The 12172-nt window shown below is 63.5% G+C and carries 15 protein-coding genes; 6 read left to right on the top strand and 9 right to left on the bottom strand.

Features of this window, described 5'->3' with window-relative positions; translation table 11 throughout:
- Nucleotides 1-58 precede the first annotated feature (58 nt).
- Together IEV88_RS14015 and IEV88_RS14010 are read left to right on the top strand one after the other, a co-directional pair.
- Nucleotides 59-1222: a divergent polysaccharide deacetylase family protein gene (locus IEV88_RS14015; RefSeq protein WP_188157843.1), complete on the top strand. Its 1164-nt coding sequence runs from the start codon at nucleotides 59-61 to the stop codon at nucleotides 1220-1222.
- A gap of 28 nt (nucleotides 1223-1250) precedes the next feature.
- Nucleotides 1251-1775, top strand: a complete 525-nt coding sequence (locus IEV88_RS14010; protein ID WP_188157844.1) for an RNA pyrophosphohydrolase — start codon at nucleotides 1251-1253, stop codon at nucleotides 1773-1775.
- 21 nt (nucleotides 1776-1796) lie between these two features.
- Here the strand turns inward: IEV88_RS14010 and IEV88_RS14005 are convergent, their stop codons facing one another.
- From IEV88_RS14005 to IEV88_RS13970, 8 genes are all read right to left on the bottom strand, one after another.
- Complete coding sequence (locus tag IEV88_RS14005) at nucleotides 1797-2324, bottom strand: hypothetical protein (RefSeq protein WP_188157845.1); 528 nt, start codon at nucleotides 2322-2324, stop codon at nucleotides 1797-1799.
- Between the two features lie 74 nt (nucleotides 2325-2398).
- The gene (locus tag IEV88_RS14000) at nucleotides 2399-2998 is read right to left on the bottom strand and encodes a hypothetical protein (protein WP_188157846.1); all 600 of its coding nucleotides are present in this window, start codon (nucleotides 2996-2998) and stop codon (nucleotides 2399-2401) included.
- A 95-nt stretch (nucleotides 2999-3093) separates the two neighbouring features.
- Nucleotides 3094-3477, bottom strand: coding sequence for an ATP synthase F1 subunit epsilon (locus tag IEV88_RS13995; RefSeq protein WP_188157847.1), 384 nt, complete (start codon nucleotides 3475-3477; stop codon nucleotides 3094-3096).
- 108 nt (nucleotides 3478-3585) lie between these two features.
- The gene (gene atpD / locus IEV88_RS13990; RefSeq protein ID WP_206711152.1) at nucleotides 3586-5022 is read right to left on the bottom strand and encodes a F0F1 ATP synthase subunit beta; all 1437 of its coding nucleotides are present in this window, start codon (nucleotides 5020-5022) and stop codon (nucleotides 3586-3588) included.
- Between the two features lie 113 nt (nucleotides 5023-5135).
- The gene (locus tag IEV88_RS13985; protein ID WP_188157849.1) at nucleotides 5136-6017 is read right to left on the bottom strand and encodes a F0F1 ATP synthase subunit gamma; all 882 of its coding nucleotides are present in this window, start codon (nucleotides 6015-6017) and stop codon (nucleotides 5136-5138) included.
- A gap of 10 nt (nucleotides 6018-6027) precedes the next feature.
- Nucleotides 6028-7560, bottom strand: a complete 1533-nt coding sequence (gene atpA, locus IEV88_RS13980) for a F0F1 ATP synthase subunit alpha (RefSeq protein ID WP_188157850.1) — start codon at nucleotides 7558-7560, stop codon at nucleotides 6028-6030.
- A gap of 6 nt (nucleotides 7561-7566) precedes the next feature.
- A complete protein-coding gene (locus IEV88_RS13975) occupies nucleotides 7567-8121 on the bottom strand; it encodes a F0F1 ATP synthase subunit delta (RefSeq protein ID WP_188157851.1) in 555 nt (184 codons plus the stop codon).
- Nucleotides 8122-8408: 287 nt separating this feature from the next.
- The gene (locus IEV88_RS13970) at nucleotides 8409-9209 is read right to left on the bottom strand and encodes a class I SAM-dependent methyltransferase (RefSeq protein ID WP_188157852.1); all 801 of its coding nucleotides are present in this window, start codon (nucleotides 9207-9209) and stop codon (nucleotides 8409-8411) included.
- Between the two features lie 71 nt (nucleotides 9210-9280).
- Here IEV88_RS13970 and IEV88_RS13965 point away from each other — a divergent pair, with 71 nt between their 5' ends.
- From IEV88_RS13965 to IEV88_RS13955, 4 genes are all read left to right on the top strand, one after another.
- Entirely contained in the window at nucleotides 9281-9631 is a 351-nt protein-coding gene (locus tag IEV88_RS13965; protein ID WP_188157853.1) for a hypothetical protein, read from the top strand.
- 13 nt (nucleotides 9632-9644) lie between these two features.
- Nucleotides 9645-10067 (top strand): hypothetical protein, encoded by a 423-nt coding sequence (locus IEV88_RS13960; protein ID WP_188157854.1) that lies wholly within the window; start codon nucleotides 9645-9647, stop codon nucleotides 10065-10067.
- Between the two features lie 84 nt (nucleotides 10068-10151).
- A complete protein-coding gene (locus tag IEV88_RS15335; protein ID WP_268235735.1) occupies nucleotides 10152-10277 on the top strand; it encodes a hypothetical protein in 126 nt (41 codons plus the stop codon).
- A 586-nt stretch (nucleotides 10278-10863) separates the two neighbouring features.
- Nucleotides 10864-11223 (top strand): endonuclease domain-containing protein, encoded by a 360-nt coding sequence (locus IEV88_RS13955; RefSeq protein ID WP_188159168.1) that lies wholly within the window; start codon nucleotides 10864-10866, stop codon nucleotides 11221-11223.
- Nucleotides 11224-11300: 77 nt separating this feature from the next.
- Here IEV88_RS13955 and dapD read toward each other — a convergent pair whose 3' ends face one another.
- A complete protein-coding gene (gene dapD / locus IEV88_RS13950; protein WP_188157855.1) occupies nucleotides 11301-12164 on the bottom strand; it encodes a 2,3,4,5-tetrahydropyridine-2,6-dicarboxylate N-succinyltransferase in 864 nt (287 codons plus the stop codon).
- Nucleotides 12165-12172 lie beyond the last annotated feature (8 nt).

The following is a 12172-nucleotide window of genomic DNA, read 5'->3' as shown; positions in this document are numbered from 1 at the left end:
CGGAGGCTTCAAACCCTCAGGCCCCGGCGCGCTGACCCTGGCCTGGACAGGGCTGGCCGTGTTTCTCGTTATCGGTGCCGCGGTCATCCATTTCGCTGACTGGTCCGGCAAGGACGATGCCGTGACCATCACGCTGAGCGGCGAGCCGGAAAACTTCGCCCGGCCGGCGGGCGAGACCCCGGTAAACTCACGCTCCGGTGACGACCCGGGTCCGGCTGTTTCGGCAACCCTGGCCGATGGCGAGGACGCGAGCCTGCCGACAGTTCGCGCGGCCCGGCCTGGTGAATTTGCGGGCGCCGGGATAGAGGCTGCCCCGGTTGAAGAGGCGCCGAGGACCGAAGGCGACGCGCTGGCCGGCAACACCAATGCGTCGGTGATCCGGGTCGAGGACCTGCCCCGTTCCGGCGAGACCCCGCGCGAGGCCGAACCCCCGCCCCTGCGCGTTGCCGGCACACCGCCGCCGGCGCCGGACCCCGCCCTTTATCGCCAGACCGGCAACGGACCGATGCCCCAGATCGCCGCCGATGGCCGCCGGTCGGCCCAGTACTACACCCGCACCTTCGCCGCGACGGACGGTGCGCCGCGCATCGGCCTGATCGTTTCTGGTCTTGGCCTGTCGCGCGCACTGACCGACAGGGCGATCGATACGCTGCCGGCCGAGGCGACGCTGGCCTTTGCGCCCTATGCGAGGAATCTCGATGCCATCAGCCGTGCCGCCAACGCGGCGGGGCACGAATTGATGATCGAACTGCCGATGGAGGCCTCCGGTATTTCCGCCGATCAGCTGGGCCCGGCGGGCCTGATGACAAGCTATGAGACGGCGGACAATCTGCGCCGGCTCGACTGGATGCTGACGCGCTTCACCGGCTATTTCGGCGTGACCAACTATCTCGGCACGGCGTTTTCCGAGGATGCGGCGTCAATGACGCCGGTTATCGATCAGCTGCGCGGCGCAGGCCTTGCCTATATCAGCGATACGCGGCTCGGCGACAACGTCTCCCTGTCGGGCATGGCGAGCGCGCAGACCGGGTTCCTGATCTCCGGCAGCGGCGAGGCGCTGACGGCGGAACTGACACGGCTCGAAAACACCGCCCGCGAAAATGGCCGGATGCTGGCGAAGATCTATGTGACCGATGACAATCTCGACACGGTCGCGGCCTGGGCCCGTGGCCTGAAGGACCAGGGTATCGCGCTCGCGCCCGCCTCGGCGCTGATAGATTGAGCGATCCGCCAATCATAAAGGTACACGGATGATCGAACCGGACTATCTCGACGACTATCGCCCCAATGTCGGTGTCTGCCTGTTCAACAGGTCCGGGCAAGTGTGGATCGGCGAGCGGTCCGGCTTTCCGGACACTCTCAAGGGTCAGGACTATCACCCGTGGCAGATGCCGCAGGGCGGCGTCGACGAGGGCGAGGCGATCATTCCCGCCGCCCTGCGCGAGCTGAAGGAAGAGACAGGGGTGGAGACAGTGCGCCTTCTGGCGATGACGCCGGGCTGGCTCGTCTATGATTTCCCGCAAGGCTACAAGACGCGCAAGGGCCGCAGCTGGCGCGGCCAGAAGCAGAAATGGGTCGCCATGCTGTTCGAGGGACCGGATCACGAGATCGATCTCTATGCTGACGACCATGCCGAGTTCCAGGACTGGCGCTGGGTTGAGCTGGAGGAAGTGCCGGGTCTGATCGTGCCGTTCAAGCGCGGCGTCTACGAGGAACTGGCCGAGGCCTTCATACCCCTGCGGGATTTCCTGCGGGACATGGCCGATCGCCTGTAGGCCAGCCTTGCGAAACCCCCGCTACAGGCACAGATCCCGGCGGATGCCGGCGCGGGCCGTGACGGAGATGACCGAACGGTCGGGGTCGGAGTCCGCGCTGCGCAGCATAACCGACAGGCCGGACGGGAATGGGGCGCAATAGGTATCGGTGACCGCGGCACTGACCTGGACGGAATCGACCAGACGGAAATCGGGCTTGGCACTTTCGACCTCGCGCATCAGTGCAGAGCGGATGTCGCTTCTAATGCCGCGCGTGACCGAGACCTCGCAGGTATCCGGCGCGAGCTGGGTGACCCGCACCGCCCCGCCGGGACCCGACCGCCAGGCATTGGACGTGCCCTCGACCGGGTAAACCCCTGGCACGTTGGTTTTGGTGGAAACCGGCACCCCCTCGACCACGGAGGCTAGGCAGATATCGCCGAGCATGAACCGGGCCGTGTCGCTGTAGGAGTAGAGGCTGCTCACAGGCGCTGCACCATTGGGCAGCGCCGATGCACAGGCAGACAGTCCGGATACGAGCAGCAAGAGAGTGATCAGACGCAACGCCATGGGGATCCCCTTTATGGTTTTCGGCATCCTACCCCAAACAGGAGCCGAGGGGAAATGGTTGCTAAAGCCCCCGATCACTCGGTAATGGCGAAGGGATCATCGATCGTGCCGGGGTCATCGGACCGGTAGGCCGGGTCCGCCGCATAGGGCGTGTCCGGATCATCGACGAGATCGCCGGAGCGCAAGGTGAATTTCACCGCGTAGTTCGGTGAATGGTCGATGGCGGCAAGATAATCGGCGAGGCCTTCACGCTCCTGCGGGTCGTAGCGGTCGAGCACGTTTTCCGCTGCCTGGCGCAGGGCCGGACGGTCGCCCTTCACGGCGATCACATCGCAGCGGGCAATGCCGGGTGCAACCGAGACTAGCACCGGCGAGGAGACATTGCGGGCGCGGTAGAGCCTGTCATCCGGCGTCGAGCGATAGCGCGCTGCCGCAGAAGGCAGTTCCTCATAGTCGACAAAGGCAAGACGGTCCTGCGGCAGCTGGCCTCGGGCGAGCGCCCCGAAGCAGATTTCCTCGATCGCCGTCGCGAACATGTCCTCCGCTGCGACCAGTTCGGGTGCCGGCTCATCCACCGCACGATAGCGCGGGGTGGAGGAAGGTGTCGCGCAAGCAGCAAGCAGGGCAAGGACGGCAAACCCGCAAACGGTCCGGCTGATAAGGGGCAAAGGCAAGATCGTCTCCTCTCGATTGACTGTCAGCCTAGACGAAAAAACCCCGCGAAGAAATCTCCGCGGGGTTCTGAATTAAAATTGATTGGCTGACTGCCTCAAGTTGCCGCGAGCGTATCGACGGCGCGGCGGGCGGCGAGCGAGTCTTCCGGCGTCTCGGCGCGCTGCAGCTGGTCGTTGGCGGCAGATTTCTGCGCAGCGAGAACCTCGCCTTTCAGCTCTTCTGCCGGGATCGCCAGCTCGGCCAGCACGGTCAGGCCGGCAGGCGTGACATCGGCGAACCCGCCTTGCACGAAGATACGGCGCTCCTCGCTGCCATTCTTGATGATCAGCATACCTGGCAGCAGGGTGGACATGAACGGGGCATGGTTCGGAAGCACGCCGAAATCGCCTTCCGTGCCCGGAACGATAACCTGGTCGACCTGGCCGGAATAGACTTCCTTTTCCGGCGAGACGAGGTTGAATGTCAGTTTGTCAGCCATATCATTTGTGAACGGTGAAGTCGTGAATTGTGAATTGGTGTGAGCGAAGCGCGAGACACTTCAGTCCATTCACCATTCACCATTCGCAATCCACCAGTCTCACCTCCTCTATGCCGCCGCGGCGGCCATTTTCTGGGCCTTCTGCTTGGCTTCGTCGATCGTGCCGACCATGTAGAAGGCACCCTCCGGCAGATGGTCGTATTCGCCGGCGACGAGGCCCTTGAAGCCCTTGATCGTCTCTTCCAGCGGCACCTGCACGCCCGGCGAGCCGGTGAACACCTCGGCGACGTCGAAGGGCTGCGACAGGAAGCGCTCGACCTTGCGGGCACGGGCGACGGTCAGCTTGTCTTCTTCCGACAGCTCGTCCATGCCGAGGATGGCGATGATGTCCTGCAGGGCCTTGTAGCGCTGCAGGATACCCTGAACGTCACGGGCGACCTTGTAGTGCTCTTCGCCGATGATGCGCGGATCGAGAATGCGCGACGTGGAGTCGAGCGGATCGACAGCCGGATAGATACCCTTTTCGGCGATCGAGCGGTTCAGCGTCGTCGTCGCGTCGAGGTGGGCGAAGGAGGTTGCCGGCGCCGGGTCAGTCAGGTCGTCGGCCGGCACGTAAACGGCCTGGACGGACGTGATCGAGCCCTTGGTCGTCGTCGTGATGCGCTCCTGCATCGCGCCCATATCGGTGGCAAGCGTCGGCTGGTAGCCAACGGCGGACGGGATCCGGCCCAGCAGGGCGGAGATTTCCGAACCGGCCTGGGTAAAGCGGAAGATGTTGTCGACGAAGAACAGAACGTCCTGGCCCTGGTCGCGGAAGTTCTCTGCCACGGTCAGGCCGGTCAGGGCGATACGCGCACGCGCGCCGGGAGGCTCGTTCATCTGGCCATAGACCAGCGCGGCCTTGGAACCCTCGGCAGAGCCGTTATTTTCCTGCGGGTCAACGTTCACTTTCGACTCGATCATTTCCCAGTACAGGTCGTTACCTTCCCGGGTGCGCTCGCCGACACCGGCAAAGACCGAATAGCCGCCATGGGTCTTCGCGATGTTGTTGATCAGCTCCATGATCAGAACCGTCTTGCCGACGCCGGCGCCGCCGAACAGGCCGATCTTGCCGCCCTTGGCATAGGGGCAGAGCAGGTCGACGACCTTGATGCCTGTGACCAGCACTTCGGACTCGGTCGACTGCTCGACGAAAGCCGGTGCCTGGGCGTGGATCGGATGGCGCGTGTCGGACTTGATCGGACCGGCATTGTCGACCGGCTCGCCGATGACGTTCATGATGCGCCCGAGCGTGCCTTCGCCGACCGGCACGGTGATGGCGTCGCCGGTATCGGTGACGGCCTGACCGCGAACCAGACCCTCGGTAGAGTCCATGGCAATCGTGCGCACGGTGTTCTCACCCAGGTGCTGGGCAACCTCGAGCACCAGGCGGTTGCCATTGTTGTCGGTCTCGAGGGCGTTCAGGATCGCCGGCAGTTCGCCGTCGAACGAGACGTCGACAACAGCGCCGATAACCTGGCTGACGCGACCTTTTGTTCCAGTCATTGGTTTATCCTCTGTCTTACTCTTGTTGAAGGCAGGCAATGCGGCCCGCCTCTGGTCAAACTCGTCTTCCATCGCAACGCTCCCCTTCGCCGGTCAGTTATTTCAATTCAGTCCTACAGTGCCTCGGCGCCGGAGATGATCTCGATCAGCTCCTTGGTGATCTGCGCCTGGCGGGCACGGTTGTATTGCAGGTTCAGCTTGTCGATCATGTCGCCGGCATTGCGCGTGGCGTTGTCCATGGCGCTCATGCGTGCGCCCTGTTCGGAGGCGGCGTTTTCCAGCATGGCACGGAAGATCTGCACACCGACATAGCGCGGCAGCAGGACCTTGAGGATTTCTTCCTCGTCCGGCTCATACTCGTAGATTGCGCCTTTCAGATCCGGCGCCTGGATGCCTTCCGGGGCCTTGGCCGGGATGATCTGCTGGACCGTCGGCACCTGGCTGATCACCGACTTGTACCGGCCGTAGAACAGATGGGCGACGTCGAATTCGCCCTCTTCGAACATTTCCAGCACCGTATCGGCGATGCCCTTGGCATCGGCATAGGCGACACGCTTGATCTCCATCGTGTCGATATGCCTGACCAGCAGGCCGCCATAAAGGCGCTTGAGCTGGTCGCGGCCTTTCTTGCCGACGGTGACGATCTTGACCGTCTTGCCCTCGCCCTGCAGGCGCACGATCGCCTCGCGGGCCAGCCGCACGATGGACGAGTTGAAGCCGCCGCACAGGCCCTTGTCGGACGTGGCGACGATCAGCAGGTGGGTTTCTTCGGAACCGGTCCCGGCGAGCAGTTTCGGCGCGTCGGGATTGCCCGCAACGGAGGCGGACAAATTGGCGACGACGCCTTCCATGCGCTCCGCATAGGGACGGGCGGCGACGGCAGCCTCCTCGGCCCGGCGCAGCTTCGCCGCGGCGACCATCTGCATCGCCTTGGTGATCTTCTGGGTCGATCTGACCGATCCGATCCGGTTCTTGAGGTCCTTCAGAGAGGGCATGCTCTAGTCCTTACGCGAAGTTCTTCGCGAACTTGTCGAGGAGGTCGGTCAGTTTCTTCTCGTTCTCGTCCGACAGTTTCTTCTGGTCGCGGATGTCCGACAGCAGCGATGCGTGCTCGCCATGAACATGGCGCAGCAGCTCTTGCTCGAAGGCGCCGACCTTGGCGACCGGGATCTTGTCGAGATAGCCGCGGGTACCGGCGAAGATTACCACGACCTGCTCTTCCATCAGCAGCGGCGAGTATTGCGGCTGTTTCAGGAGCTCGGTCAGGCGGGCACCGCGGTTCAGCGTGGCCTGGGTTGCCGCATCGAGATCGGACCCGAACTGGGCGAAGGCCGCGAGTTCGCGGTACTGGGCGAGCTCGCCCTTGATCTTGCCGGCGACCTGTTTCATCGCCTTGGTCTGCGCGGCGGAGCCGACGCGCGAGACCGACAGGCCGACGTTCACGGCCGGGCGGATGCCCTGGAAGAACAGGTCGGTCTCGAGGAAGATCTGGCCGTCGGTGATCGAGATCACATTGGTCGGGATATAGGCCGACACGTCATTGGCCTGGGTCTCGATGATCGGCAGCGCGGTCAGCGAGCCGGAACCGTGATTGTCGTTCAGCTTGGCGGCGCGCTCCAGCAGGCGGGAGTGCAGGTAGAAGACGTCGCCCGGATAGGCTTCGCGGCCCGGCGGACGGCGCAGCAGCAGGGACATCTGGCGATAGGCGACGGCCTGCTTGGACAGGTCATCATAGACGATCAGCGCGTGCATGCCGTTGTCGCGGAAATATTCGCCCATGGCGCAACCGGCAAACGGCGCGAGGAATTGCAGCGGGGCGGGTTCGGACGCGGTCGCGGCAACGACGATGGAATAGTCCATGGCGCCGTTTTCTTCCAGGGTCTTGACGATCTGGGCGACGGTCGAGCGCTTCTGGCCGATGGCGACATAGATACAGAACAGCTTGCCGGAATCATCACCCGCAGCGGCGTTGGTGTCTTTCTGGTTCAGGATCGCGTCGATGCAGATCGCGGTCTTGCCGGTCTGGCGGTCGCCGATGACCAGCTCGCGCTGGCCGCGGCCGATCGGGATCATGGCGTCGATCGCCTTGATGCCGGTCTGGACCGGTTCGTGCACGGATTTACGCGGCAGGATGCCCGGCGCCTTGACGTCGACGAGACGGCGTTCGGTCGACTCGATCGGGCCCTTGCCGTCGATCGGATTGCCGAGCGGGTCGACGACGCGGCCGAGCAGGCCCTTGCCGACCGGCACGTCGACGATGGCCTTGGTGCGCTTGACGGTGTCGCCTTCCTTGATGGTGCGGTCGTCGCCGAAGATCACGACACCGACATTGTCGGCCTCGAGGTTCAGCGCCATCCCCTTGATGCCGCCGTCGAATTCGACCATCTCGCCAGCCTGCACATTGTCGAGGCCGTAAACGCGGGCAATACCGTCACCGACGGACAGGACCTGGCCGATCTCGGACACTTCGGCTTCCTTGCCGAAATCCTTGATCTGCTGCTTCAGGATGTTTGAAATTTCTGATGCCTGGAGTTCCATTGCTTTTTATGCCTCTTTCATGGCCATTTTCAGACGGGTAAGTTTCGTGCGCAGGGAGGAGTCGACCATCTTGGAGCCGACCTTGACGATCAGGCCGCCGAGAAGTTTCTCGTCCACGCGGGTTTGAAGGTTGACGGCCTTGCCGATGGAGGCCTCGATCTCGGCGCGCAGGCGCTTTTGCTGCTCGTCATTCAGCGCCACGGCGGAGATCGCCTCGGCGGAAACCTCGCCACGCGATTGCGCAGCACGCTCACGGAAGGCGACGATCACGCCGGGCAGCGCAAACAGGCGGCCATTGGCGGCCATCAGCGCGGCAAGATTGCGGGTCAGCGGATCGGCCTGTGACAGGATCGCGGAGATCGCGCTCTCTTTCTCAGCACGCGAATAGACCGGCGAGGAAATCAGCGCCTGCAGGTCGTCGCTTTCCTCGATTGCCGTGCCGATTGCGGTCAGGTCGGATTCAAGCGCATCCAGCCTGCCCTCTTCCTGTGCCAGGTCGAAGAAAGCGGACGCATAGCGTTGCGCGACTTCCGAGCCTGCCATCGTGATCTTGCCAGCCATAAGCCTCAGTTATCTCTATTCATGGAGGGCCAAGGGGACCTTCCGGGCAGGCCGCCAGATGCGGGAGCCTGGTGGGTTACTGACATTCCCGTTGGCGGCGAACCGGTCACCGGGAACAAATTCACGCCCTGTTAGCGGAACATGCGCGCAAGGGCAACGGTCAATTACCGCTGCCGGGAGAACTCGATGCCGCACATATCGCCGGGAGCAATGGCGACCTAGCACGGGGGTTGTTGCGTCGCAACAAGCACATCGCATCCGGTGCGCCCGGAATGCATATTGCAGCCTTACACGGCGATGCCCAGCAGGGCGAAACAGACCGGCATGTGCGCGCCGACGGGCACTTTTTCCGCGTCCCAGAAATCCTCGAAGAACCCGGCAATGGCAAAGCCCGCGGCGATCTGCCCGCCGATCTGGTCGTCGAGGGAATGGCTGAACTCCAGCGCCGCGCCGGCGTCGATCCGCTTTTGCAGGGTTTCGGGCGACAGGCTGGTGACGTCGGCATAGGGCAGCGAATGGCTGATGACCATCGGCGCGCCTGCCTCGATCGCATGGTGATCGAACAGGAAATAGTCGGGGTTCATGATGCCTGACAGAAGCCGCCCGCCCGGCACCAGCACGCGGCGGCATTCGCGCCAGACCGGCAGCACATCGGCCACGAAGACATTCGAGACCGGATGAAAAATGAGGTCGAAACTGGCATCGGCAAAGCGCGACAAATCGGCCATGTCGCCCTGTTCCAGCCGGATCGACAGCCCCTCGCGCTCGGCAACTTGTCCGTCGAGGGCGAGTTGCTCCTCCGACTGGTCGAAACTGGTCACTTCGGCCCCCGCTGCCGCGAGCACCGGCGCCTGCTGGCCACCGCCGGAGGCAAGGCACAGGACACGCTTGCCCGCGACCCCGGCCCCTCTTTCCCCGGCGCCATACCAGGCCTCCGGCACCGGCCAGGTCGGCGTCAGGATCAGCGACCAGTCGCCATCGCGCGCCCTGGCGATCGTCTCTTCATCGACCGGCTGGCTCCATTCGTTCTCGCCGCCGGCGGCTTCGCGGTTCCAGGCAGCGCGGTTGTGGCTGTTCACGTCCATCATTTTCTCCTGTTCGACTTGTGCTATCGCAGATAAACTGGACAAAACACAATAAGAAGAAGGTGCCGCGAGAGATGCTTACTGACGGATGGACCAAAAGCGAGGCCGAGGCGATCCTCGCCGGGGACAACAGGACGGAGATGGCGCAAACCCTCATCGCCGTGACCATGTCCCCGCCGGACCTCGACTGGGCACAGGAGATCTGCATCCGCTTTGCCCGCCACGAAGACGACTATCTGCGCGGCAACGCCATTCTCGGCTTCGGCCATATCGCCCGGGTGCTGGGCGCACTCGACCGCAAGCGCGTCAGCCCGATCGTCACCGCCGCCCTGTCGGACCCGTCGCCCTTCGTGCGCAGCCATGCCGAGTCCGCCTGCGAGGACCTCGCCCATTTCCTTGGCTGGCCGACGCGCCAGGCGTCCTGAGGCCGGGGGCGGCGTGATCCGGACGGTCATCCTCTCCGCCCTCGGGCTGTCCGCCGCCGCGCTGGCGCTGGAATGGCTGGAATACCAGTATGTGATCCGCACCCTGTCGACGGAAGTCTATATCGTCGTCCTGTGCGTTGGCTTTACGGCGCTCGGCCTGTGGGCCGGGCACCGGCTGACGGCAAGGCGCCAGCCCGCCGGCTTCGAGCTGAACGAGGCGGCCCTGGTGAGCCTGTCGATCACCGGCAGGGAGCATGAAGTGCTGCAACATCTGGCCGCCGGACAGAGCAACAAGGAGGAGACGATGCGCGCCGCCTATGGCAATCCGCTTTTCCGCGTGGCGATGACCTTTACCGAGATATTCCCCGTCGGGTTCGTGATCGCCCTCGCCTCGGCCGCAATCCTGCGCAATCCCATGGTCCTGCGAGCAAGGTAAGACCGGGCGGGCACCAATACGAGCGCTCCGCGCGACGGCTGATCCCTGCGCAGGAACTATTTCGAGAAACTGAGCTGCGAGCACTTGCAGGAGGAAATCGCCGGTGCCCGCCGCTCGTTGATGAACCCGGCCAGCATTCCCTGCGCCCGCGCCTATATCAAGGATGCCCGGGAAGTCGGCGCGGAAAAAGGCTGCGTGCTGGAAGGCTGATCCGTCTACGGACGCACGTCCGAACCGGCCGTGCGGAAATTGTTTCATGGCGCCATGCCAGCGGCCTCCCGTAACAGGGAGGCCGCGCACATTTCACGCCGCCAGCCTGAGGGCTGCGAGCGTGCAAGGTTTGAGGGAGCCCGTGTGCAGCGGCCATTGCCTCATTTAGAATAATAGTGACTGGCATAGCTCTCGCTACACACGGCGGCGATCGATGCGGGGCCAAAGTGCATAGCTCTCCCGCCCGGGGGCTACCCCGGGACGCCGTTCCGCCGGACGGTGCAAAGCTGTACACACCCTCAACTGCCGGCAGAAACCTGATACGCCGATGCTCCGTGCAGGTCACACTTCGCGAACGACGCCTCCGCCGGGTCCTCACCCGGCCTGGCTAGGGTTATAATCGGGTTTTGGGGTGCGGGGATAACTATCCCTCACCCGAAATTCCCTGCAGGAATTTCGACCTATCGCCACTCTTTTTGAAAGTTGGGGGAGAGGTGGGCATAGCACTGATGTCGAGATTCTATCTTCACCTCTCCCTTGGGAGAGGTCGGAAAATGCGCTAGCATTTTACGGGTGAGGGGCACAGATTTCTGAGGCAATCGAAAGAGCGAGAGAGTTACGACAGGCACAGACCGCTGCTGAACGCAAACTCTGGAATGTTCTCAGAAATCGCGGTGTCGCGGGATACAAATTCAGGCGGCAGGTGCCGACAGGCCCCTACTACGCTGACTTCCTGTGCGTTGAAGCGAAATTGATCATTGAGCTGGACGGCAGCCAGCATGGGACGCCTGAGGCGAGATCATATGATGCGCAGCGCACGGCCTTCCTGGAAAGCGAAGGCTATTACGTGATCCGCTTCTGGAACGACCATGTGCTGACAAATATGGATGGCGCGATCAGGGTGATCATGGATGCGCTCGGAAAGCAGTCTGACTTCCGGAAATAGGCCCTCACCCGAAATCTGCGTAGCAGATTTCGACCTCTCCCAGAGGGAGAGGTGGGCATCGCGCGTAAGCTAACCCTCTAATCCCGCAGCAGCTCGTTGACGCTGGTCTTCGACCGTGTCTGTTCGTCGACCTGCTTGACGATGACCGCGCAGTAGAGGCCCGGGCCCGCTTCCTTGCCATCAATGGCTTTGCCCGGCAGCGTGCCCGGCACGACGACGGAATAGGGCGGGACCTCGCCGAGATGGACCTCGCCGGTGGCGCGGTTCACGATCTTGGTCGAGGCGCCGAGATAGACGCCCATGGACAGGACCGAGCCTTCGCGCACAATGACGCCTTCGGCGACTTCCGAGCGCGCGCCGATGAAGCAATTGTCCTCGATGATGACCGGGTTCGCCTGTAAGGGCTCGAGCACGCCGCCAATACCGGCACCGCCGGAGATGTGGCAGTTCTTGCCGATCTGGGCGCAGGAGCCAACCGTCGCCCAGGTGTCGACCATGGTGCCCTCGTCGACATAAGCACCGATATTGACATAGGACGGCATCAGCACGACGCCCGGCGCGATATAGGAGCCGCGGCGCACGGTTGCCGGCGGCACGGCGCGGAAGCCCGCCGCGCGGAACTGCGCCTCGCCCCAATTGTGGAACTTGTTCGGCACCTTGTCCCACCACGGGCCGGGCTGGGTGTCGGTCGCGGCATGCTCGGATGCGCCCATCAGCACGTTTTCGTTGAGGCGGAAGGACAGCAGAACCGCCTTCTTGACCCATTGGTGGACCTTCCAGTTGCCGTCGTCCGAGGGCGTGCACACGCGCACCTCGCCCGCATCGAGCGCCGACAGGGCGGAATTGACCGCGCTGCGGATGTCGCCGCCAGTCTCCGTCGTGATCTTGCTGCGCTCTTCCCAGGCAGGGTCGATGATTGCTTGCGCCTTTTTCAGGTCCATCGTCTCGT

The organism is Aquisalinus flavus (genome assembly GCF_014640095.1).
In the GTDB taxonomy this organism is placed as follows: Bacteria; Pseudomonadota; Alphaproteobacteria; order Caulobacterales; family Parvularculaceae; genus Aquisalinus; species Aquisalinus flavus.
The sequence above is the reverse complement of the archived record's forward strand: the minus strand, read 5'-3'. Positions and strand labels throughout refer to the sequence as shown.